The 21,358-nt window shown below is 70.1% G+C and carries 20 protein-coding genes and 1 tRNA gene; 16 read left to right on the top strand and 5 right to left on the bottom strand.

Translation table 11 applies throughout. The features are described 5' to 3' along the window. The 3 genes from gatA to VF329_00665 form a co-directional block, all read left to right on the top strand. A partial coding sequence (gatA, locus tag VF329_00675) for an Asp-tRNA(Asn)/Glu-tRNA(Gln) amidotransferase subunit GatA (GenBank protein HEX7079514.1) occupies positions 1–1,369 on the top strand: 1,369 nt, incomplete at its 5' end. Between the two features lie 10 nt (positions 1,370–1,379). Further along, a complete protein-coding gene (gene gatB, locus VF329_00670) occupies positions 1,380–2,813 on the top strand; it encodes an Asp-tRNA(Asn)/Glu-tRNA(Gln) amidotransferase subunit GatB (GenBank protein HEX7079513.1) in 1,434 nt (477 codons plus the stop codon). Between the two features lie 70 nt (positions 2,814–2,883). Then, on the top strand, positions 2,884–3,729 hold the full coding sequence (locus VF329_00665) for an Hsp33 family molecular chaperone HslO (protein ID HEX7079512.1): 846 nt from the start codon (positions 2,884–2,886) through the stop codon (positions 3,727–3,729). Between the two features lie 18 nt (positions 3,730–3,747). On the opposite strand, the gene prmC is transcribed toward VF329_00665, so the two are convergent. Both prmC and prfA read right to left on the bottom strand, forming a co-directional pair. Continuing rightward, complete coding sequence (gene prmC / locus VF329_00660) at positions 3,748–4,641, bottom strand: peptide chain release factor N(5)-glutamine methyltransferase (GenBank protein ID HEX7079511.1); 894 nt, start codon at positions 4,639–4,641, stop codon at positions 3,748–3,750. Next, on the bottom strand, positions 4,638–5,723 hold the full coding sequence (prfA, locus tag VF329_00655) for a peptide chain release factor 1 (GenBank protein ID HEX7079510.1): 1,086 nt from the start codon (positions 5,721–5,723) through the stop codon (positions 4,638–4,640). Before prfA ends, prmC begins: the two co-directional genes overlap by 4 nt. Positions 5,724–5,967: 244 nt before the next feature. Between prfA and VF329_00650 the strand changes: the two genes are divergently transcribed. The 3 genes from VF329_00650 to VF329_00640 all read left to right on the top strand — a co-directional run bounded on the left by VF329_00650 (position 5,968) and on the right by VF329_00640 (position 9,278). Beyond that, positions 5,968–6,501: a MarR family transcriptional regulator gene (locus VF329_00650; GenBank protein ID HEX7079509.1), complete on the top strand. Its 534-nt coding sequence runs from the start codon at positions 5,968–5,970 to the stop codon at positions 6,499–6,501. Next, positions 6,458–7,684, top strand: coding sequence for an HlyD family secretion protein (locus tag VF329_00645; protein ID HEX7079508.1), 1,227 nt, complete (start codon positions 6,458–6,460; stop codon positions 7,682–7,684). The genes VF329_00650 and VF329_00645 overlap by 44 nt, the downstream gene beginning before the upstream one ends. A 70-nt stretch (positions 7,685–7,754) precedes the next feature. Beyond that, the gene (locus VF329_00640; protein ID HEX7079507.1) at positions 7,755–9,278 is read left to right on the top strand and encodes an MDR family MFS transporter; all 1,524 of its coding nucleotides are present in this window, start codon (positions 7,755–7,757) and stop codon (positions 9,276–9,278) included. Positions 9,279–9,366: 88 nt separating this feature from the next. Here the strand turns inward: VF329_00640 and VF329_00635 are convergent, their stop codons facing one another. After that, a complete protein-coding gene (locus tag VF329_00635) occupies positions 9,367–9,984 on the bottom strand; it encodes a hypothetical protein (protein HEX7079506.1) in 618 nt (205 codons plus the stop codon). Positions 9,985–10,357: 373 nt separating this feature from the next. Here VF329_00635 and VF329_00630 point away from each other — a divergent pair, with 373 nt between their 5' ends. The 8 genes from VF329_00630 (at position 10,358) to VF329_00595 (ending at position 16,900) form a co-directional block, all read left to right on the top strand. Beyond that, positions 10,358–12,163 (top strand): tetratricopeptide repeat protein, encoded by a 1,806-nt coding sequence (locus VF329_00630; protein HEX7079505.1) that lies wholly within the window; start codon positions 10,358–10,360, stop codon positions 12,161–12,163. Further along, positions 12,160–12,765, top strand: a complete 606-nt coding sequence (gene lolB / locus VF329_00625; GenBank protein ID HEX7079504.1) for a lipoprotein insertase outer membrane protein LolB — start codon at positions 12,160–12,162, stop codon at positions 12,763–12,765. Before VF329_00630 ends, lolB begins: the two co-directional genes overlap by 4 nt. Before the next feature lie 53 nt (positions 12,766–12,818). After that, positions 12,819–12,893 (top strand) — tRNA-Gln (locus VF329_00620). A 21-nt stretch (positions 12,894–12,914) separates the two neighbouring features. After that, positions 12,915–13,898, top strand: coding sequence for a ribose-phosphate pyrophosphokinase (locus VF329_00615; GenBank protein ID HEX7079503.1), 984 nt, complete (start codon positions 12,915–12,917; stop codon positions 13,896–13,898). A gap of 39 nt (positions 13,899–13,937) precedes the next feature. Continuing rightward, on the top strand, positions 13,938–14,582 hold the full coding sequence (locus VF329_00610; GenBank protein HEX7079502.1) for a 50S ribosomal protein L25/general stress protein Ctc: 645 nt from the start codon (positions 13,938–13,940) through the stop codon (positions 14,580–14,582). A 106-nt stretch (positions 14,583–14,688) separates the two neighbouring features. Then, positions 14,689–15,279 (top strand): aminoacyl-tRNA hydrolase, encoded by a 591-nt coding sequence (gene pth / locus VF329_00605; GenBank protein HEX7079501.1) that lies wholly within the window; start codon positions 14,689–14,691, stop codon positions 15,277–15,279. A 5-nt stretch (positions 15,280–15,284) separates the two neighbouring features. Next, the gene (gene ychF, locus VF329_00600; protein ID HEX7079500.1) at positions 15,285–16,376 is read left to right on the top strand and encodes a redox-regulated ATPase YchF; all 1,092 of its coding nucleotides are present in this window, start codon (positions 15,285–15,287) and stop codon (positions 16,374–16,376) included. Positions 16,377–16,564: 188 nt separating this feature from the next. Then, a complete protein-coding gene (locus VF329_00595; GenBank protein ID HEX7079499.1) occupies positions 16,565–16,900 on the top strand; it encodes a hypothetical protein in 336 nt (111 codons plus the stop codon). A 32-nt stretch (positions 16,901–16,932) separates the two neighbouring features. On the opposite strand, the gene VF329_00590 is transcribed toward VF329_00595, so the two are convergent. After that, on the bottom strand, positions 16,933–17,643 hold the full coding sequence (locus tag VF329_00590) for a uracil-DNA glycosylase family protein (GenBank protein HEX7079498.1): 711 nt from the start codon (positions 17,641–17,643) through the stop codon (positions 16,933–16,935). A gap of 176 nt (positions 17,644–17,819) precedes the next feature. Between VF329_00590 and VF329_00585 the strand changes: the two genes are divergently transcribed. Beyond that, positions 17,820–18,020, top strand: coding sequence for a CsbD family protein (locus VF329_00585; GenBank protein HEX7079497.1), 201 nt, complete (start codon positions 17,820–17,822; stop codon positions 18,018–18,020). 833 nt (positions 18,021–18,853) lie between these two features. Beyond that, on the top strand, positions 18,854–20,002 hold the full coding sequence (locus VF329_00580; protein HEX7079496.1) for a hypothetical protein: 1,149 nt from the start codon (positions 18,854–18,856) through the stop codon (positions 20,000–20,002). A gap of 5 nt (positions 20,003–20,007) precedes the next feature. On the opposite strand, the gene VF329_00575 is transcribed toward VF329_00580, so the two are convergent. Next, positions 20,008–20,649 carry a hypothetical protein gene (locus tag VF329_00575; protein ID HEX7079495.1) on the bottom strand — a complete coding sequence of 214 codons (642 nt, stop codon included), beginning with the start codon at positions 20,647–20,649 and terminating at the stop codon, positions 20,008–20,010. Between the last annotated feature and the right edge of the window lie 709 nt (positions 20,650–21,358).

Genomic DNA, 21,358 nt, shown 5'->3' with positions numbered 1-21,358 from the left:
CGCGAGGCTCGGCGGCGAGCTGAACGCCTTCATCACCGTCACCGGCGACGAGGCGCTCGCGCAGGCCGAGCAGGCGGACCGGCGACTCGCCGACGGCACCGCGACGCCGCTGACCGGCATCCCGGTCGCGCACAAGGACATCTTCTGCACGGCGGGCGTCAAGACCTCGTGCGGGTCGCGGATGCTCGACTCGTTCGTGTCGCCCTACGACGCCACCGTCGTCGAGCGGCTGAAGGCGGCCGGCTGCGTGATGCTCGGCAAGACGAACATGGACGAGTTCGCGATGGGGTCGTCGAGCGAGACGAGCTGGTACGGGCCGGTCAGGAACCCGTGGGACCGCGAACGGGTGCCCGGAGGCTCGTCCGGGGGCTCCGCGGCCGCGGTCGCCGCGCGTCTCACGGCGGGCGCGACCGGCACGGACACCGGCGGATCGATCCGGCAGCCGGCCGCGCTTTCGGGGCTCACCGGCCTGAAGCCGACCTACGGGCGCGTGTCGCGCTACGGGATGGTCGCCTTCGGGTCGAGCCTCGACCAGGCGGGGACGCTGACCGCGACCGCCGAGGACGCGGCGATTCTGCTCGAAGCGATGGCCGGATTCGACGAGCGCGACTCGACGAGCCTCGCGGACCCGGTGCCCCGCTACGCGGCCGAGATCGAGACCCCGTGGGAGCGCTTGAAGATCGGCGTCCCCGACAACTTCTTCGACGCGGGCCTCGATTCCGCCAACGCCGAGGCGGTGCGCGCCGCGCTCGGCGAGCTCGAGAAGCTCGGCGCCACCCTCGTGACGCTGCACCTCGACCACCTGCACCTGTCGGTGCCGGCCTACTACGTCGTCGCGCCGGCCGAGGCGTCCTCGAACCTGTCGCGCTTCGACGGCGTGCGCTACGGCTACCGGTCGCCCGGCGCCGAGGCGCTCGACCTCGCGTCGTTCTACAAGCGCAACCGGGGCGAGGGCTTCGGGGCGGAGGTGAAGCGGCGCATCCTGACCGGGACGTACGTGCTGTCGGCCGGCTACTACGAGGCCTACTATCTGAAGGCACAGCAGGTGCGCAAGCTGATCAGCGACGACTTCGCGCGCGCGTTCGCCGAGGTCGATCTCCTCGCCGGCCCGACGACCCCGACGCCGGCGTTCGGCCTCGGGCAGAAGACCAACGACCCGATTCAGATGTATTTGAACGATATCTACACGATCGGCGCGAACCTCGCCGGGCTGCCGGCGATCTCCGTGCCGTGCGGGTTCGTCGGCGGCCTTCCGGTCGGCCTGCAGCTGATCGGACCGCCGCTCGCGGAGGCGCGGCTCCTGAAGACCGCGCACTGGTTCCAGAAAGCGACGGACTGGCACCGGCGCGTGCCGCCGGGCTACGAATGAGGAGCCGATGATGGACTGGGAAGTCGTCGTCGGGCTCGAGATCCACACGCAGCTCGCGACCCGGAGCAAGATCTTCTCGGGAGCGGCCACGGCGTACGGCGCGCCGCCGAACACGCAAGCGAGCCTCGTCGATCTCGGCTACCCCGGCGTGCTGCCGGTTCTGAACCGCGCGGCCGTGATGATGGCGATCAAGTTCGGCCTCGCCACCGGCTGCACGATCGCGCGCCGCTCGGTGTTCGCGCGCAAGAACTATTTCTATCCGGACCTCCCCAAGGGCTACCAGATCAGCCAGTACGAGCTGCCGATCGTGCACGGCGGCCGGCTCGACATCGTGCTCGACGACGGCACCGTCAAGACGATCGGGATCACGCGCGCGCACCTCGAGGAGGACGCCGGGAAGTCGCTGCACGAGGATTTCCACGGCCTGACCGGCATCGACCTGAACCGCGCAGGCACGCCGCTGATCGAGATCGTGTCGGAGCCCGACATGCGCTCGGCCGCGGAGGCGGGCGCATACATGCGCAAGATCCACACGCTCGTGCGCTACCTCGGCATCTCGGACGGCAACATGCAGGAGGGCTCCTTCCGCTGCGATGCGAACGTGTCCGTGCGGCGGCGCGGCGACCCGAAGCTCGGCACGCGTACCGAGCTCAAGAACCTGAACTCGTTCCGCTTCGTCGAGAAGGCGATCGAGGTCGAGGCCGAGCGGCAGATCGACGTGCTCGAAGGCGGCGGGCACGTCGTGCAGGAGACGCGCCTCTACGACCCGGAGCGGAACGAGACCCGCGCGATGCGCACGAAGGAAGAGGCGAACGACTACCGCTACTTCCCGGACCCGGACCTGCTGCCGCTCGTCATCGACGATGCGATGATCGACGCGGTCCGCGCGGAGCTCCCGGAGCTGCCCGACGCGAAGCGCGAGCGCTTCATGAGCCAATACGAGCTGCCGGCCTACGACGCAGCCATCCTGACCGGCCATCGGCCGCTCGCGGACTACTACGAGGCCGTCGTCGCGGCCGGGGGCGCGCGGCCGAAGCTCGCGGCGAACTGGGTCCTCGGCGAGCTGACCGCCGCGTTGAACCGCGCCGGCCTCGATATCGTCGACTCCCGCGTGCCGCCCGAGTCGCTCGCGGCGCTGCTCGCGAAAATCGAGGACGGCACGATCTCCGGCAAGATCGCAAAGGGCGTTTTTGAGACGCTGTGGGAAGAAGGCGGCAGCGTGGCGGATATCATAAGGAGTCGAGGCCTCGAGCAGATCACCGACCGCGCGAGCATCGAGGCGATCGTCGACCAGGTGATCGCCTCCAACGAAGCGCAGGTCGAGCAGTACCGAAGCGGCAAGACGCAGGTTCTCGGCTACCTCGTCGGGCAGGTCATGAAAGCCTCCCGCGGCAAGGCCAACCCGCAGCAGGTCAACGAGATTCTCCGCGACAAGCTCGGGTAGGCGGCCGTCCCCTGCGGCCGACGGGATCCGGGGGGCGACGGCCGGCAACGCGCAACGGAGGCGCAGAACCGTGAACGAAGTGCAGAGTTTCTTGCTCGAGGAGCGCGGGGTCCGAGGTTCCCTGGTGCGGCTCGAGGAGACCTGGCAGCAGGTCGTCGCGCAGCACAACTACCCGGCGGATCTCAGGCGGCTGCTCGGCGAGAGCATCGCCGCCACCGTGCTGCTCGCGAGCAGCCTGAAGTCGCAGCCGCGCGTCTCGATGCAGCTCCAGGGCGAAGGGGCGCTGAAGCTCCTGCTGATTCAATGCTCGGAGGAGCTGCGCGTGCGCGGCATGGCGCAGTGCGACACGCCCGGCCGCGGCGAGGCGCTCCTCGGCGAGGGGCGGCTCGCCGTCAACGTCGACACGCGCGGACCGAACGGCTTTTTTCAAGGCATCGTGCCGCTCGTGAGCCCGCGGCTCGACGCGTGCCTCGAGGCCTATTTCCGGCAATCCGAGCAGCTTCCGACGCGGCTGATCCTGAAGGGCACGGAGCGGCGCATCGGCGGCCTGCTGCTGCAAGCCCTGCCCGGACGAAGCGCGGACCCCACGGATTTCGCCGCCGCCGCGACGCTCGCGCAGACCGTCTCGACGAACGAGCTCACGGAGACCGCGGCCGAGGCGTTGCTGACGAAAGTCTTCGACGGCGAGCTGATTCGGCTGTTCGACCCGCGCCCGGTGCTGCATGACTGCCGTTGCACGCCGGCGCATCTCGCGCGGATCGTGCGTCTGCTCGGCGAGGACGAGCTCGAGGGGCTTCTCGGGGACCCGGGCTGGGTGGAGCTCACCTGCGAGTTCTGCAACCGCGCGTTCCGCTACAGCGACGAGGACATCGAGGCGATCCTCCGCGGCGAGACGCCGGGCCCGGTGCTGCACTAAGCCACCGGCGCCGCCGCGCTACCGGCGCGCGAAGACCGCGTAGCGGTCGACACCGGCGAGGTCGCGGCCGGCCGCGACGAGCACGAGCCCGTGCGCGCGTGCGATGGCGGCGACGTCGGCGCGCTGATCATGGCCGTGCTCGAGCAGCAGCAGACCCGACGGCTTCAAATGCCGGCCGGCGCCGGCGAGCACCTGCCGAATCGCGTCGAGCCCGTCCGCGCCGCCGTCGAGCGCATCGCGCGGCTCGAAGCGCAAGCCGCGCTCGAAGGCCGGATCGCCGGAGCGGACGTAGGGCGGGTTGCAGAGAATCGCGTCGAACGCCGCCTCTCGGAACGCGGCGAGCCAGTCGGAGCGAACCCAGCACACGTCGAGACCGAGCCGCTCGCCGTTCGCGCGCGCGACCCGCAGCGCGGCGGCGCTTCGGTCCGCGCCGACGACCCGAAGATCCGGCCTCTGCCGCTTCAGCGCGAGCGCCAGGGCGCCGCTTCCGGTGCCGAGATCGAGCACGACGACGTCGCGGCCGGGAGCCTCCGCAGCGGGCGGCAGGCGCGCGAGCGCTTCGTCGACCAAGTGCTCGGTCTCGGGCCGCGGCACCAGCACCGCCGGCTCCACCGCGAGCGGCAGCGAGAAGAACTCCTTCTCGCCGATGAGGTACGCGAGCGGCTCGCCGGCCGCACGCCGCGCGACGAGCGCCTCGAAGCGCGCGAGCGCGGCGGGATCGACCTCGCGTTCCGGGAACGCGAGCACGACGGAGCGGGCGACGCCCGCCGCGTGCGCGAGCAGAAGCTGCGCGTCGAGGCGGCCGCTCTCGCCGCCGGACAGTGCACGCGTGCCGGCCGCGACGGCCTCGCCGTAGCGGCGGACCCGCGGGCGCGAGCCGCCGTCGGCGCCGGAGGGTGCGGTCGCGCTCATTCTCCGGCGAGCGCCCTGAGCTGATCGGCCCGGTACTCGTTCGCGAGCGGCTGGATCACGTCGTCCAACGCCCCTTCGAGGACGTCGTCGAGCTTGTAGAGCACGAGGTTGATGCGATGGTCGGTGACGCGGCGCTCCGGAAAGTTGTACGTGCGGATGCGCTCGGAACGGTCGCCGGTGCCGACGAGGCTCTTGCGCCGCGCGGCCGTCTCGGACTGGCGCTTGCGCTCCTCGGCGTCGCGCAGCCGCGCGAGGAGCAGCGACATCGCGCGCGCGCGGTTCTTGTGCTGCGATCGCTCGTCCTGGCATTCGACGACGATCCCGGTCGGGAGGTGCGTGATCCGGACGGCCGAGTCGGTCTTGTTCACGTGCTGCCCGCCGGCGCCGGAGGAGCGATACGTGTCGATCCGAAGGTCGGTCGGGTTCACCTCGATGTCGCCGACCTCCTCGCTCTCGGGCAGCACCGCGACGGTGCACGCCGACGTGTGGATGCGCCCCTGCGCTTCCGTGGCCGGGACGCGTTGCACGCGATGCGCGCCGGACTCGAACTTGAGCTTCGCGTACGCCCCTTTGCCGACGATCCGGGCGATGATCTCCTTGAAGCCGCCGTGCTCGCCTTCGCTCGCGCTCAGCACCTCGATGCGCCAGCCCTGGTCCTCGGCGTAGCGGCTGTACATGCGAAACAGGTCGCCGGCGAAAAGCGCGGCCTCGTCGCCGCCGGTGCCGGCGCGGATCTCGAGAAACAGGTTCGCGTCGTCGTCCGGGTCCTTCGGGACCAGGTGGAGCGCGAGATCCCTCTCGCGCGCGGCGCGGCGCTCGCGCAGCGTCTCGGCCTCCTCCGCGCCGAGCTGCCGCAGCTCGGGATCGTCGCTCTTCGCGAGCTCTTCGGCCGCCGCGATCTCCTGCTCGAGCCGGTTGTACTCCGCGAAATCCTTCGCGATCGGCTCGAGCCGCGCGTACTCGCGCGAAAGCTCGCGGAAGCGGTCCTTGTCGGCGATCGTCGCCGGATCGCTCAGCAGGTGGACCAGCTCTTCGTAGCGCTCGGTCAGCGCCGCCAGTTTTCGCCGTATGGAATCGTTCACGTGAATGCCGCCGCCCGCGGCCGAAAGGCGCCGGAAAACGCCGGCCCGTGCGCGCCGTTCAAGCCTCGCGAGCCGGCCCGGCGGGCGGGATGCGCACACCCGGCTGGGCGCGCGGAGGGCCCGCTTTCGCGCGCGGGCAGATTGTCCGGCAACTCGCGCCGCACCGACAAGCGTACGCCGGCCCTTGAGGCCGGACGCGATACACGCTTATTATAAGCTTGCTTACTAACTCTCGTCACCGGCCATGATCGACCATTCCGGCCCCGAACGCAGCCTCGGTTTTCTGCTCACGGATGTCTTCCATCTGATGAGGCGAAGCCTCGACAGGCGCCTGCAGTCGCTCGGCCTGACGCAGGCCCAGTGGCGCGCGATCGCGCATCTGGCCCGTCATCAGGGCATGAATCAGGCGGCGCTGGCCGAGCGTCTCGAGGTCCAGCCGATCACTCTGGCCCGGCTCGTGGACCGCATGGAAGCGGCCGGCTGGGTCGAGCGCGCCCGCGACCCGGACGACCGGCGTGCCGTGCGGCTTTATTTGACCGACCAATGCCGGCCGATACTCGCCGAGATGCACGAGCGCGCGTCGCAGATGCTCGAGGAAGCCCTGGCCGGTGTGTCGGACGCCGCGCGCCGGCGGATGGTCGAGGAATTGTGCCGGATCAAGGAGAACTTGTCGGCCGCGGAAGCCGCGGCCCGCGGCCTCCAGGGAAAGGATCAGGAACAGGACACCTCCGAAAATGCCCGCAAGCGAAGAAACACCGCCGGAAACCGGGCGGTCTGAGGGCGCCGCTCCCGAGGAGCGGCGCCACGGGGCGAGCGCGTCCGACGCGGGCGCAGCCCGATCGAAGCCTCGCAAGCGGCGGCTCCTGCGCGCCGCGCTGCTCGTGCTCGGGCCGGCCGCCGTCGCCGCGGCCGGCGCTTACCTCTACCTCACCGGCGGGCGGTACGTCGAGACCGACAATGCGTACGTCAAGGCCGACAAGGTGCTGATCACGGCCGAGGTCGCGGGGCCGATCAATCACGTCGCGGTGGAGGAGAACCAGCGCGTCGACGCCGGCGACGTGCTGTTCACGATCGACGATCGGCCGTACCGGGCGGCGCTGGAGCGTGCCGACGCGCAGCTGCGCACGGTCACCTCCTTCCTCGAGGGCATGAAGGCGCAGTACCGCCAGAAGCTCGAAGAGCTCGCGCTCGCGCGAACGAACGTCGAGTACGCGGCGCGGGCGCTCGAGCGCGAGGAGGCCGTGGCGGAGCAGAATCTCGGCTCCGAGGCGAACGTCGACCGGGCACGGCACGACTACGACGTCGCCCGCCGGCAGATCGCGATCCTCGAGCAGGCGCTCGCGCAGCTTCGCGCGCAGCTCGGCGGCTCTCCGGAAGAGCCGCTGACCGGTCACGCCGCGTATCTCGCGGCGAAAGCGGCGCGGGACGCCGCGGCCCTCGACCTCTCTCACACGGTGGTGCACGCGCCGTTTGCCGGCGTCGTCGGCGACGTGCCGACCGTGGGCCAGCATGCGGCGCCCGGCCTCGCCGTGATGAGCCTCGTCTCCGACCACGACATCTGGATCGAGGCGAATTTCAAGGAGACGGCGCTGACGCACGTGTGCCCCGGCCAGCCCGTCGAAATCCGCATCGACACGTATCCGGAGCGCACGTGGCGCGGCCGCGTCGCGAGCATCAGCCCGGCCACCGGCGCCGAGTTCTCGGTCATCCCGCCGCAGAACGCCACCGGCAACTGGGTGAAGATCACGCAGCGCATTCCCGTGCGCATCGCGATCGACGTCGCGCCCCTCGATCCCGTGCTGAGGGCGGGAATGAGCGCCACGGTCGAGATCGATACCGGCTTCGAGCGCTCGTGGTCGTGGCCGCCGTCCTTCGTTGCGCACGCGTCGCAAAGCGACGTCGCGGTCGAGACCTTCGCGTGCACCGCGCGGGGCGCCCCCGAGCACGAGGCGTTGCCGTGATCGCGGCCGATGGGAGACGCCGCGTGCGGCAGCACCGCGGCGGCCACCGACGACCGGAAGACGCCCGAGCATGAGCCCCGTCGCGGCCCACGAAGCGCCGCCCCATCGCGGCATGATCACCGTCGCCGTGATGCTCGCGACGATCATGCAAGTCATCGACATGACGATCGTCAACGTCGCGCTGCCGCACATGCAGGGCAACATGTCCGCGACGCAGGACCAGATTTCGTGGGTCCTCACGTCGTACATCGTCGCGGCGGCGATCATGACGCCGTTGACCGGCGTTCTCGCCGGCCGCTTCGGCCGCAAGCGGCTCTTCCTCGGCTGCGTCGTCGGATTCACGATCGCCTCGATGCTCTGCGGCTCGGCCGGCTCTCTCGAGCAGATCGTCGCGTATCGAGTGCTGCAGGGCGCGCTCGGCGCGAGCCTCGTGCCGTTGTCGCAGGCGGTGCTGCTCGACTCGTATCCGCGCGAGCGGCACGGCTCGGCGATGGCGCTCTGGGGCATGGGGGTCATGGTCGGCCCGATTCTCGGGCCGACGCTCGGCGGCTATCTCACCGAGTACTACAGCTGGCGGTGGGCCTTCTACATCAACCTGCCGCTCGGATTGCTGGCGTTGCTCGGCCTCGCCGCGTTCCTGCCCGAGACGGAGAAGCGGCGCGGCGGCGGCTTCGACTTCTTCGGGTTCGCGCTGCTCAGCATCGCGATCGGCGCGCTCCAGCTGATGCTCGACCGCGGCAACTCCGAGGACTGGTTCGCGTCCCGCGAGATCGTGATCGAGGCGGCGGTGGCCGGCCTCGCGTTCTACCTGTTTCTCACGCACATGTTCACGGCCGAGAAGCCGTTCATCGAGCCGGGCCTCTTCAAGGACCGCAACTTCGCGGCCGGGCTCACGTTGATGCTCGTGGTCGGCATGATGCTGCTCGCGACGCTCGCGCTGCTGCCCCCGTTCCTGCAGAACGAGCTCGGCTTCCCGGTCGTCACCACGGGCCTCGTGCTCGCGCCGCGCGGCGTCGGCACGATGGCCGCGATGCTCGTCGTCGGACGCCTCGTCGGCAAGGTGGACACCCGCTGGCTCGTGCTCGCCGGCCTCGTGCTGACGGCCTTCTCGCTGTGGGAGATGGCCGGCTTCACGCTCGACGTCGGCGTGCGAGAGATCGTCGAGACCGGAGTCGTTCAGGGTGTCGGCCTGGGCCTGATCTTCGTGCCCCTCAGCACGGCCGCGTTCGCGACGCTCGAGCCGCGCTACCGGAACGAAGGCACGGCGATGTTCAGCCTGGTTCGCAACATCGGCAGCAGCGTCGGAATCTCGCTCGTGATGATGCTGCTCTACCGCGAGACGCAGAACGCGCACGCCGCGCTCGCGACCCATCTGACGCCGCTCACGGACGTGCTGCGGACGCCGTGGACCGCGGAGGCCTGGAGCTACGCAACGCGCGCCGGCGCCCAGGCGCTCGACGCCGAGGTGACTCGCCAGGCGGTGATGATCGCTTACCTGAACGACTTCAGGCTGATGATGGTCATGACGCTGCTCGCGGCGCCGCTGCTTCTACTGCTGCGCGGGTCGCGCGAGCACGCCCCGCGGCGGGCCTGAGCGCGCAGCGGAGCGCCTGAGCGCCTCGCGGCGAACCCGGTGCCCCGCCGTTCGGGGCGCGGCTGCGGGCTACTCTTCCTGCTGCGGGCTACTCTTCCTCCTGCGGCGGATACCAGAACTGGAGGTGGCAGCCCTCGCAAGCCGAGTCGAGCGTGCCGCCGACGTCCGTCACGGCCTGCGTATCGCGCGCGTCGACCGCCGCGATCATCTGCTTCGCGACCTCGTGCAGCACCTGGGCATGACCGACCCAGGCGCCCCAGGCTTCTTCCTGAAGCTCGTGAATCTCGCTCGGCGAGAGCTCCTCCTCGGGATACTCAGCGACGGCGCCCGGGGCATCGACGCGGCGTCCGGGCACGACGAGGAGGTTCGACGCCTCGGCGAGCGTCAGCGCCGCGGTGCGCAACTCGAACCATTCGGCGTCCGTCTCCGGAGCCTCCTCCACGACGCCCTCCTCGCCGACGGTCACCGACACCGCTCCCCACAGCTTGTCCGCGTTCGGCATCACGATGTATTCCATGATCTCGGCGAGCGTGGCGTCGGGCGCGAAGCCGGCCGGCGCCTTCTGCGCGACGTCCCCGTGCTCCGCGGCGCCGCCCGATTGCGCGCCGGCACCGAGCGAGACGAGGAGCAACACGGCGCACGCCGAGCCGAGCGCGGCGCCGAGCCGGGTGAAGCCGAACCGTCCGAAGGGCCGAGGTGCGCTCATCGAAGTCCTCCTTGAAGCTGATCCACGCATAGCGCCGCGCCCGATGCGGCGGCATCGAGCACGGCGGCATCCGTAGCCCTTTACCATTGCCGCGCCCCGTAGTGAACGTTATTAACGGTTCGATTAACGGTTACGGCGGCGCCCGGCGGCCTCGGCGACCCGCCGAGGGACTGATGGAACGGGGCGTGCCGGCTCGGTCAAAGGACAAGTGGGAGCCCGGTCCGCGCCCGGGCTCGAGCGCCGCGATGCCCCGGCGCGCGCACGCCGAAACGGCGTGCCGACGACGCGCGCGGAGTTTCGGCCGCGCTTCCCGGCTGCGGTATAGTGCTCGACGCCGGACCGCTCGACGCCGGACCGCGGCGAGCCCCACACGATGGACGAAGCGATGAAGCACGTTTTCCCCCTCGGCGTTCTCGCCGGCCTCGCGTGCCTTGCGGGCTGCGCCGGCCTGCCGGCGGAGCCGGACGAGAGCCGGGTCGCGATCGACTCCCACTCTCTGCTGGCGGAGGTCGCCCTCGAGGACGAGCGTTACGCGGAGGCGGCGCAGCATTTTCTCGAGGCGGCCGCGATCTCGACGGATCCGTCGCTTGCAGAGAGAGCCACGCGGGTTGCGTACGAGGCGGGGCTCGACGACAAGGGCCTCGCCGCCGCGCGTCGCTGGCTCGAAATCGCGCCCGAAGATCCTCGCGGCCATTGGTTCGCCGGTGTCTTCACGGCCCGCCACGAGCAACAGGACGAGGCGATTCGGCACTTCACGGACTTCGTCGCCGGAGCCTCGGCCGGCGCCGACCCGGGCCCCGCCCTCGCGCTCGTCGTCGAGGCGCTGACCGCGGAGCCCGACCCGGCGGCGGGCACCGCGATCCTGAGCGCGCTGGTCGAGGCGTTTCCGGATACCGCGGAGGGCCACTACGGCCTGGCGCGGCTCGCGATGCGCTCGGGGGATTTCCCGCTCGCGCTCGAGCACGCCCGTGCGGCGACCGAGCAGCGCCCCGAATGGGTCGACGCTCAGCTGCTCTATGCGCGCGCGTTGCTCGTTTCCGGCCGCAGCGAGGAGAGCCTCGCGCTCGCCGAGCGGCTCGCCGAGACGTCCGAGGACCCAGAGGCGCAGCTTCAATACGCGGAGCTCCTGCTTTCGGCCGGCCGGATGGACGAGGCGCGCGAGCGGCTGACGGCCATTCTCGACGAGAATCCCGGCCTCCCGGAGGCGACGCGGGCGCTCGCGTTCCTTGCGATGGCGCAGGACCGTCTGGAGGAGGCGAACCGGCTGTTCGACGAGCTGCGCTATCACGACGCGTACCGGGACGAAGCGTTCTACTACCTCGGCCGCATCGCGGAGAGCGAGGAGCAGCCGCTTCGTGCCACGCGCTCCTATTCCCGAGTCACGGACGGCACGCACGCGGTGGAGGCGCAGCTGCGCACCGCGAGCATTTTGATGACGCGGATGAACGACCCGAACGGCGCGCTGCGGCACCTGCAGGAGTTCGGCGAAGCGAACCCGCGCTTCCGGTCGGACATGCTCGTGGCCCGCGCTCAGCTGCTCGTGCAGATGGACCGGGCGCCGGAGGCGCTGCAGCTGTTCGAGGACGCGCTCGCCGCCGATCCGGAGGACGCGACGCTGCACGAGGCGCGCGCGCAGCTGTACGTGATGATGGCCGAGGAGGCGCAGAGCCGCGGCGATTACGACGAGGCCGAAGGGCTGCTCGAGACGGGCCTCGAGCGCTACCCCGAGAACACGTCCCTGCGCTACTCGCTGGCGCTGCTGCTTCAGGAGACGGGCGACATGCGCAAGTCCGTGCGCGTGCTCGAGGAGCTCGTCGAGGACCACCCGGACAACCCGGTATTCCTGAACGCGCTCGGCTACCTGTTGACGGACCAGTTCGACCGCCACGAAGAGGCGCGCGAGTACATTCAAAAGGCGCTCGCGATGGACCCGGACAACGCCGCGATCATCGACAGCATGGGCTGGGTCCTGTTCAAGCTCGGCAACTACCGCTCGGCGTTCGATTATCTCGATCGCGCCTATCGGCTGGAGCAGGACCCGGAGATCGCCGCACACCTCGTCGACGTCCGGTGGGCACTCGGCGAGCGCGAGGAAGCGCTCGACCTGCTCGAGGCGGCGCTCCGGCAGAACCCCGACAACCGCCACTTGAACGAGGTCGAGCGGCGGCTGAAACAATGATCAGAGGCGCCTCCGCGCTCGCGGCGGCCGCGCTGCTCGCGGGCTGCGGCGGACAGATGCGCGTCGAGCACGACGGGCTCACCTTCGCCGAGCGCGAATCGCGGCTGCATGCGCTCGACGCGTGGGAGATGCGCGGCCGGCTCGCGATCGACACTGGCGAAGACGCGTATCAGGCGGGCTTCTCCTGGCTCCAGCAGGGTCCGGTCTCGACGCTCTCCATCCGCGGTCCGTTCGGCGGCGGCATTTTGGAGGTCAGCGGCTCGCCGGACGAGATGACCATCACGTCGCGGGGCGAACGGCGCGTGCTCGACGACCCCGAGCGCGACCTTTCCGCGCTGCTCGGCTGGTGGATGCCGGTCGAGAGCCTGCGGGCGTGGCTGCTCGGCCTGCCCGACCCGGCGTTCCCGTCGGAGCCGCGGATCGGCCCCGCCGACGTGCTCCGCGCGCTCGACCAGCGGCGGTGGCATCTCGAGTACGAAGCCTATCAGCTCGTCGACGGCGTGCTCGTGCCGCGCCGCATCGACCTCGCGCACGACACGCTCGAGGTGCGCCTTACCGTGGACGGCTTTCGCCCCGCGGCAGCCGCCGCGGCGTCGCCTTGAACTCGGCGCCGCCCGAACAGCACAATACCGCGCTCGAGGAGCGGCACGCGCACTGGGGTGTAGCCAAGCGGTAAGGCAACGGGTTTTGATCCCGTGATTCGCAGGTTCGAATCCTGCCACCCCAGCCAGTTCGGGGGGAAAAGGGAAACATGACGGCCAACGGCCCCGGGGGACCGCTTTTGGACTCCTCGACGACCACGATCTTTTCCGGCAACGCGCACCCGGCGCTCGCGAAAGACATCGCATATCACCTTGCTCTTCCGGTCGGAAGGATCGCGGTCGGGCGGTTCAGCGACGGCGAGGTCAACGTCGAGATCATGGAGAACATCCGCGGCAACGAGGTGTTCCTCGTGCAGCCGACGTGTCCTCCTGTCAACGACAACCTGATGGAGCTTCTCGTGATGGCCGACGCGTGCCAGCGCGCATCGGCCCACCGGATCACGGCCGTGATCCCGTACCTCGGCTACGCGCGCCAGGACCGGCGCCCGCGCGCGGCGCGCGTGGCGATCACCGCGAAGCTCGTCGCCGATCTGATCGTCGCATCCGGGATCGACCGCGTCGTCACCGTTGACGTGCACGCGGATCAGATTCAGGGGTTCTTCGACATTCCCGTCGACAACGTCTACGCGTCGCCGGTTCTGCTCGGCGAGGTCTGGAAGCAGGAGTACGAGGACATGGTCGTCGTCTCGCCGGACGTCGGCGGCGTCGTGCGGGCGCGCGCGCTCGCGAAACGTCTCGACGACGCGGACCTCGCGATCATCGACAAGCGGCGCCCGCAGCCGAACATGGCCGAGGTCATGAACATCATCGGCGAGGTCGAAGGCAAGACCTGCGTGCTCATCGACGACATGGTCGACACGGCGGGCACGCTGTGTCAGGCCGCACGCGTACTGAAGGAGCGAGGCGCGGCGCGCGTCGTGGCCTATATCACGCATCCGGTCCTCTCCGGCCCGGCCGTGCGGCGCATCGAGGAATCGGTCATCGACGAGCTGGTCGTCACGGACACGATTCCGCTCGGAAAGGACGCGGTCGAATCCGCGAAGATCCGGCAGCTCAGCGTCGCGGAGCTCCTGGCGGAGACGATCCGGCGGATCACGGGCGGCGAGTCCGTGAGCTCCCTGTACCTCGACTGAGCCCTGCGCTATTATCGCCGGCTTCCTCGGAGGTGACCCGTGACATTCGAACTGCAAGCTGAGGCGCGCACCGCGGCCGGTCGCGCCGGCACCCGGTCTCTGCGACGGCTCGGCAAGGTGCCGGCTGTCGTCTACGGCGGCGGCAAGGAGCCCGCGGCGATCGCGCTCGATCAGAACACCCTCGCGCGCCAGATGAACCAGGAGGCGTTCTACACGAGCATCCTCACGGTGAAGATCGACGGCGAATCGCAGCCCGTCGTCGTCAAGGAGGTGCAGCGCCACCCGGCGCGGATGCACGTCGTGCATCTCGATTTCCAGCGCATCGTCGAGGACCAGGAGATTACGCTGCACGTGCCGTTGCACTTCGTCGGCGAGGACGTCGCGAAGGGCGTGAAGGAGCAGGGCGGCGTCATCGAGCATCTCGCCACGGACGTCGAGGTCAGCTGCCTGCCGCGCTATCTGCCGGAGTTCATCAACGTCGACGTCTCGCAGCTCGAGCTGAACGAGATCCTCCACCTCTCCGACCTCGCGCTGCCGGAAGGCGTCTCGCTCGTCGCGCTCACGCACCAGCAGGATTTGCCGGTCGTCACGATCGTCCCGCCGCGCCGCGAGGAGGCGGAGGCCGCGGCCGAAGGCGAAGCCGTCGAGGGCGCCGCGCAGCCCACGGAGCCCCCCGCCGCCTGACCCCCCCCGAAAAAAAAGGTGTCAGACACCTTTTCCCCGAAAAAGGTGACTGACACCTTTTTGCGCGGCCCCCGGGCGCCGGCCGGGACGAGCTTAGAATGACGCGATGCGGCAACGACTCGATCTGATCGTCGGCCTCGGGAACCCGGGCGCGAAGTACCAGCTCACTCGCCACAACGCCGGCTTCTGGTTCGTGGACCTGCTCGCGCGCGACCAAGGCGCGAGCTTTTCGCCCGACAAGAAGCTGCGCGGCGAGACGGCCGAAGTCGTGATCGCCGGCAAGCGGATTCGGCTGCTGAAGCCGATGACCTGGATGAACTTGAGCGGGCAGGCGGTAGCCGCTGCAATCCACTACTACAAGATCGAGCCCGAGCACGTGCTCGTCGTTTACGACGAGATCGACCTGCCGCCCGGCCGCGCGAAGCTGAAATTCGACGGCGGGCATGCCGGCCACAACGGCCTGCGCGACATCGTCGAGCACATCGGCACCGCTTTCTGGCGCATCCGCATCGGCGTCGGGCACCCCGGCCCGGGGCGTCGCGACGAGGTCGTCGACTACGTGCTCCAGCGTGCCGGACCCGAGGAGGAGCAGCTGATCCTCGACACCGTCGCGGACGCGATCGCGATTCTCCCGATCTTCATCGAGGAGGGCCCCGAGCGCGCCACTCATCGGCTGCATAGCCGACACCGGGACTGACGGCGATGGGTATCCAATGCGGCATCGTCGGATTGCCGAACGTCGGCAAGTCGACGCTCTTCAACGCGCTGACCGCGGCGGCGATCCCGGCCGAGAACTATCCGTTCTGCACGATCGACCCGAATGTCGGCGTCGTCAGCGTGCCGGATCCGCGCCTCGACACGCTCGCCGAGATCGTCCGCCCGGAGTGCGTCGTGCCGACCGTGGTCGAGTTCGTCGACATTGCCGGGCTCGTCAGCGGCGCGTCGAAAGGCGAAGGGCTCGGCAACCAGTTCCTCGCGCACATCCGGGAAACGGATGCGATCGCGCACCTGGTGCGCTGCTTCGAGGACGAGGACGTGACTCACGTGGCCGGGCGAGTGGATCCGATCGACGACATCGAGGTGATCGAGACGGAGCTGCTGCTCGCCGATCTCGAGACCGTGCAGCGGAGCCTCGCGCGCGCAGAGCGTGCGGCGAAGACGAACGAGAAGGCTGCCGTCGCGCGGCGCGACACGCTGCAGAAGCTGTCCGCGGCCCTCGAGGCCGGCCGCGCGGTCCGGACGCTCGAGCTCGACGACCGCGATCGAGAGGTGCTGCGCGACCTGCATCTGATCTCCGCGAAGCCCGTCATGTTCATCGCGAACGTCGCGGAGGACGCGCGTGCGGACGATCCGCTCGCGGCGAAAGTCCAAGCGTACGCGGCCGAGCACGGCGCAGAGGCCGTCGTGATCTCGGCGGCGATCGAAGCGGAGCTCGTGCAGCTGCCCGAGAGCGAGCGCGCCGAGTTCCTGAAGGCGCTCGGGCTCGAGGAGCCGGGGCTGCACCGCGTGATCCGCGCCGCGTACCGGCTCCTCGGATTGAAGACGTTCTACACCGCGGGCCCGAAGGAGGTGCGAGCCTGGACCGTGCGGCGCGACGCCACCGCGTACGACGCAGCCGGCGTGATCCACACGGACTTCCGGAAGGGCTTCATCCGCGCGGAGGTGATCTCGTACGAGAGCTTCGTCGCCCGGCGCGGCGAGCAAGGCGCGCGCGAGGCCGGGGAGCTGCGGCTCGAAGGCAGAGCGTACGTCCTCCAGGAGGGCGACGTCGTCCACTTCCGGTTCAATGTGTGATGCGCCTCGGCTTCCGCAGCCGGATTGCGGCCGAGAATGCGAGCGTGCAGGCCGGCGCCGCCCGCTTCCGCCCCGCGCCTGCGGGGCGAGCCGCGCGTCGTAACCGCGCGTTGTATATTACCGGCATCGCCGTTCGGCACGCCTCGGGAACGATCTGCGAAGGCGCGTAAGGCGCGCAGGAAGCGAATATGCAGGTACTACAAAACCTCCCTCCGATCGTCGCGCTGATCCTCGGGCTCGTGCTCCTGGCCTGGCTCGTGCTCGTGTTTCTCGTCCCGTTCATGATCGAGAGCATTCGTCAGTCGGCGCGCAAGACGCACGAGGAGCTCGCCGAGATGAACCGCAAGCTCGATCGGCTGAGCGCGGCCCTGGCCGAAGCGAGACTCGCGGACCGGCCGATGCGCGACGATCCGCCGCTTGCGAGAGACCTCGATCCCGCAAGGGGCCGCCGCGAGCCGACGATCTCGCAGACGGAGTTCAGGCAGATCACGCGCCGCGACCGGCGCGAGCCCGTCGTCCGGTAGGCCCGCCGGCGCTCACGGCACCGCCGCCGCGCTCAGATTTCGACGCCGAGCGCCGCGAGCTGCCGCTCGATCACCGCGGCCCACCCCCGGTTCGCCGCCGGGTTCGCCGGGCTCGGGTGCAGGATGCAGCCGACCGTGCAGCCCGCGCCGGCCAGCGCCTCCCGGGCCCGCCGCTCGGCGAAGCCTCCCACGCCGATCACGAGCCTCGGGCCGAGCTCCGCGACGACCGCGCGCAACGCATCGTCGCATGCCGTGAAGAGCGTCCGCTGCTCCGCGGCCGGAAGCTTGTCCGGCGGACGGTTCCGGCCGCTTTCCTCGACGAAGGCGAGGGGGCAGTAGTTCCAGACGAAGAATCGCTCGAAGAACCGCGCGGGCGCGCCGAATCGCTCCTTGGCCCACCCCCAGAGCCTCGAGCCGCTGACCTCGCTCCTGGGGCAGTCGAACCCGAGCACGGGCCGTTTCGGGTGCTCGCATTTCGGCCGCCTGACCGTGCCCGTGATTTCGAGCCACCCGCGGACCATCCCCACGTCGCCGAACGGCACGCCGGTCTGCACCATTCCGAACGGCCCCGGATTCATGCCGACGAGCAGAACCTCGCGGGGACCCGTGCCGTAGCGCTCGAGATAGCGCGCGTGCGGCTCCCAGGCGTAGACGAGCGGGTTGTAGGTGCACGCGACGGGCGGCGCGAAGCGCAGCGGATCGACGCGCGCCGCGAGCGCGCGGCTTGTCTCGACGAGGCTCATGGCGAGGGATGCGGGGCCGATGGAAGGCGGGCGCTCGTCGCGCGCGCTCCGCCGGCGGCCCGCAGTATAGCGGCCCCCGCCCCGTTCCTGCATGCGCCGTGCGGCGGCTCCCTACGCCTGAGGGCCGTGGCATGCGACTTGCACCCGGGGGTCAACGCTCCATGGAGGAGAAGCCGATGAATTGGGACCGGATCGAAGGCAATTGGAAGAAGATGGTGGGTCGGGTGCGGCAGCGTTGGGGCGAGTTGACCGACGACGATCTCGATGTCGTCGGCGGCAAGCGCGAGGAGCTGATCGGGCGGATTCAGGAGCGCTACGGCAAGAACCGCGACGAGGCCGAGCGCGAAGTCGACGATTGGAGCCGCAACCTCCAGTAGACCCGCCTCGACCCGCAAGCCGGCGGCCCGTGACCCTTGCCGCCGAGCCATCGGCGCCCGGCCGGGTTTGACCCGCGCCGGGCGCGAACTTATAACGAGGACGACGTCCCCGGATTCGGCCGGGGACGCGACGACCGGGAGGCATCGCAATGCCTCGGCCTCCTCCGCGATCGGTCCTCTGCTCGCTCGGGCTGCACCTCGCGCTCGTCGCGGCGCTCGTCGTGGTTCGGCCGAACCGGCCGGCCTCGGACGGCACGGACCTCATCGAGATCGAGTGGGTCGGCGACCCGGCGGCCCTCGTCGCCGCAGCCGGGCCGAAGCTTGCCCCGGACCGGCGGCTCGAGCCTTCGACGCCTGCGTCCGCGGAATCGGAACGCGAATCGGCGGCGCCGGCGGCGGAACCGCCGCAGACGGTAGATCCGGCAGAGACGACCGCGCCGCCCAAGGCGCCGCAGCCGCCGGCGACCGAAGGCTCGCCGGAGGCGACGCCAGAGATCGCAGGGCCGGCACAGACGACCGCGCCGCCTGAGACGCCGCAGCCGCCGCAGGCCGCGGGCCCGCCGGAAACGGCGGAGCCCCCGGACCCGCCGGAGCCCGCGGGGCCGCCGAAGCCCACGGGGCGGCCGAAGCCCACGGAGCCACCGGTGCCGCCGGAGAGAGTGGCCAGGACTCCGGCGCGTCCGACCCAGGCACCATCACCTTCGATTCGAGCGACCGAGCCGCGCGTCGAATCGCCCGGCCCGCCGGCGCGAACGGCTCGGGCGTCGTCCCGACAAGTCGAGCCCCCTGCGTCGCCAGCCGAGACGCCGGAGACACGTCCCCGGATTCCCTTCGTGGAGACGGTCGCGATCCGGCGCAGCGAGCGCGAGCTCCTAAACGAGGAGGTCGAGGACTGGATTCGCGACGCGGCGCGCGGCGAGCGCTTCGAGCCGACCGTCGTGTGGGAGCACGACGGACACGAGTACACGGCCACGTTCACGCGGCTGCCGGCCGAGGGCAGCATGGACCTCGAGGAAGCGATCGTTGCGATCAGCACAGAGCGGAACGGATCGAGATTCTCGACACAGATGCGCCTCCGGCGCCTCGCGTTCTCCCATTTCGCGCAGTTCGTCGACCAGTGGGATCCCGACGTGCAGATCCACGACGACGAGATCGGCGGGCGGTTCCATTCGAACTCGGAGATCTACGTTTCGAGCGAAGGCGGCGTGAAGCCGCTCTTCCGCGGCAAGGTGACGACCGCGCGCGGCGTCAGCTCACCGAGCTCGAGCCGCCGCATCGTGCGCCGCGACATGTTTCTCGGCGGCCTCGAGACGAGAGCCGGACGCATTCCGTTGCCGAAGCCCTTCGAGAGTCTCGGCGTTGACAAGCGCGACGACGGCGCGGCGCATGTTTTTTCCAAGGACACCGCGATCACGTTCTACGCGGACGGCAGCTACGGCTTTCGGCCCGTGGAGTCCGGCGGCGCGGAGCAGCGCCGAGCCCTGCCGGCCGAGCCGGTCCTGATCGCCGGCGCCGAGGACGTCGTGCTGCACGTGGAGGGCGTCGTGAACGGCCAGGTGCTCGTGTACGCACCGAAGGAGATCGTGATCGACGGCGATCTCGTCTACGCGGCCGATCCTCGGCGGTTCCCGGATTCCGACGACTACTTGGGTCTCGTCTCCGACGGGAACGTCGAGGTCGCGCCACCCGACGTGACGGGGCCGGGGGACCTCGAGATCGACGCGGCGATCTACGCGAAGCGGCGCTTCGTCATCGACCGCTATCGCCATCGCGAACGGGCGACGCTCTCCATCTACGGCAGCCTCACCGCGGGGTCGCTTTCGGCGACCGAGCCGCGATACCGCACGAGGCTCGAGTTCGATCCCCGCCTAGAGGAGGTTCGTCCGCCCCGCTTTCCGATGACCGGCCGCTTCGAGGTCGCGTCGTGGAACGGCGAATGGACGGTCGAGCCGACCGCGGAGCCCACGCTCGCGATCGAGTGACGAGCCTAGTCGACGCGCCGGACGCGAATCGCTCGGCCGCCGTCGTCCGGCACCAAAAAGTGGCTACCGAGCGCGCCCGGGCGAATCTGTGCGGCGAACGGCGTATCGGGCGTGCTGAAGCGGCGCCCGTCGATCTGCACCCAGAACTCCCCGTCGTCGGTCGTGAAGACCGCGCCGTCTCGGCGGGGCCGGACCTCGACGATCGTGACGGGCACGACGCCGGCCTCCTCGTCGTTCGCGGCCGCGGATGCCGCCGATGCCGCCTGTGCGCGTTCCTCCGCCGTATCAGGAACGCTTCGCTCCGCCGGCTCACGGACGCCTCGCTCCGCTGCGTCGCGGACGCCTCGCTCCGCCGGCGGCCGCGACGGCTCGGCCGACCGTTGCCGGTCGCGCTCTACGCCCGAGCGGGCCGGCGTCGGCTCCGACGCTTGCGGCTCCCCTGGCTCCGCGCCTCGCGCACGGCCCAGTGCACGGTCGTAGCAGTCGAGCCGCGCCGCCTCGTCCGTGATCGCTGCGCACTCGCGCGCGGCGTCGAGAACCTCTTGCGCCTCCGCTGCCGTCGCGACCAGAAGCGCCGGGGCGATCAGCACCCCGAGCGCGCCGTTTCGACGCCGCCCTTCGCCGCGGCTCGGAAAGATTTTCGGCAACGCTTCGACCCTCCCCGGCCGGCTCCCCCCGGGCCGTGCACCTCGCCGTCGGCTTGCCGACGACCGGTGCCCATGTTGAACCAGGATGCGTCTCCGCAAAAGTCCCACGAACCGCTGCAGTCCATGGCGTTTCCGGCGACCGGCCCTTGTTCTCCTCTCCGTGCACGATGCCGGCAGCGACGACGACCTCGCTCACTCGGGCCGCCTGCCGGTGCGACTCGGACGTCGCACTCGGACGGGCGGATCGATCCGCTTCAACCGAGGCCCGGCGGTACCGGACCGATCCCCTATCGCCGCTCGACGCCCTCGGTCGCCGTCGATCAGCTTGGCCACCGCAGTGCGGCGGTTGATTCCACGGAGCAGCGACTCGAACGGTGCCCCCGGCCGCCGGCGTCTTTTGGGTATCGCCGACCCGCTCCTTCGCGCGATGGCTCTTGATTTTACGTGCCTTTTCGATCACTATACTGGCAATTTATATAGTATAAGGACGGGTTATGGCAGCATCGGCAGCGACGCCCGATTCAAGCTGCGTGATCCCGCGCGAGCCGCTCCCGGAGGAGCTGCGGGCCGGAGGCGCTCGGGCGGGAGATGGTGGAGCTGTGCGCGCACATCAGCGCGGCGGAGGCGCGCTTTCTCGAGCGGCTCGCGGAGTTCGATCGCGAGCAGCTCTGGAAGTGGCTCGGCTGCCACAGCGCGGCGCAGTGGCTGA

This window comes from Gammaproteobacteria bacterium (assembly GCA_036381015.1).
In the GTDB taxonomy this organism is placed as follows: Bacteria; Pseudomonadota; Gammaproteobacteria; order Steroidobacterales; family Rariloculaceae; genus ZC4RG20.
The sequence above is the reverse complement of the archived record's forward strand: the minus strand, read 5'-3'. Positions and strand labels throughout refer to the sequence as shown.

What these genes read in the sequence shown, in the direction of transcription:
- gatB (HEX7079513.1), top strand. Translation starts at nt 1,380, where the DNA reads ATGGACTGGGAAGTCGTCGTCGGGCTCGAGATCCACACGCAGCTCGCG.
- prmC (HEX7079511.1), bottom strand. Translation starts at nt 4,641, where the DNA reads ATGAGCGCGACCGCACCCTCCGGCGCCGACGGCGGCTCGCGCCCGCGG.
- VF329_00650 (HEX7079509.1), top strand. Translation starts at nt 5,968, where the DNA reads ATGATCGACCATTCCGGCCCCGAACGCAGCCTCGGTTTTCTGCTCACG.
- VF329_00645 (HEX7079508.1), top strand. Translation starts at nt 6,458, where the DNA reads ATGCCCGCAAGCGAAGAAACACCGCCGGAAACCGGGCGGTCTGAGGGC.
- VF329_00640 (HEX7079507.1), top strand. Translation starts at nt 7,755, where the DNA reads ATGAGCCCCGTCGCGGCCCACGAAGCGCCGCCCCATCGCGGCATGATC.
- VF329_00635 (HEX7079506.1), bottom strand. Translation starts at nt 9,984, where the DNA reads ATGAGCGCACCTCGGCCCTTCGGACGGTTCGGCTTCACCCGGCTCGGC.
- VF329_00630 (HEX7079505.1), top strand. Translation starts at nt 10,358, where the DNA reads ATGGACGAAGCGATGAAGCACGTTTTCCCCCTCGGCGTTCTCGCCGGC.
- lolB (HEX7079504.1), top strand. Translation starts at nt 12,160, where the DNA reads ATGATCAGAGGCGCCTCCGCGCTCGCGGCGGCCGCGCTGCTCGCGGGC.
- VF329_00615 (HEX7079503.1), top strand. Translation starts at nt 12,915, where the DNA reads ATGACGGCCAACGGCCCCGGGGGACCGCTTTTGGACTCCTCGACGACC.
- pth (HEX7079501.1), top strand. Translation starts at nt 14,689, where the DNA reads ATGCGGCAACGACTCGATCTGATCGTCGGCCTCGGGAACCCGGGCGCG.
- ychF (HEX7079500.1), top strand. Translation starts at nt 15,285, where the DNA reads ATGGGTATCCAATGCGGCATCGTCGGATTGCCGAACGTCGGCAAGTCG.
- VF329_00595 (HEX7079499.1), top strand. Translation starts at nt 16,565, where the DNA reads ATGCAGGTACTACAAAACCTCCCTCCGATCGTCGCGCTGATCCTCGGG.
- VF329_00590 (HEX7079498.1), bottom strand. Translation starts at nt 17,643, where the DNA reads ATGAGCCTCGTCGAGACAAGCCGCGCGCTCGCGGCGCGCGTCGATCCG.
- VF329_00585 (HEX7079497.1), top strand. Translation starts at nt 17,820, where the DNA reads ATGAATTGGGACCGGATCGAAGGCAATTGGAAGAAGATGGTGGGTCGG.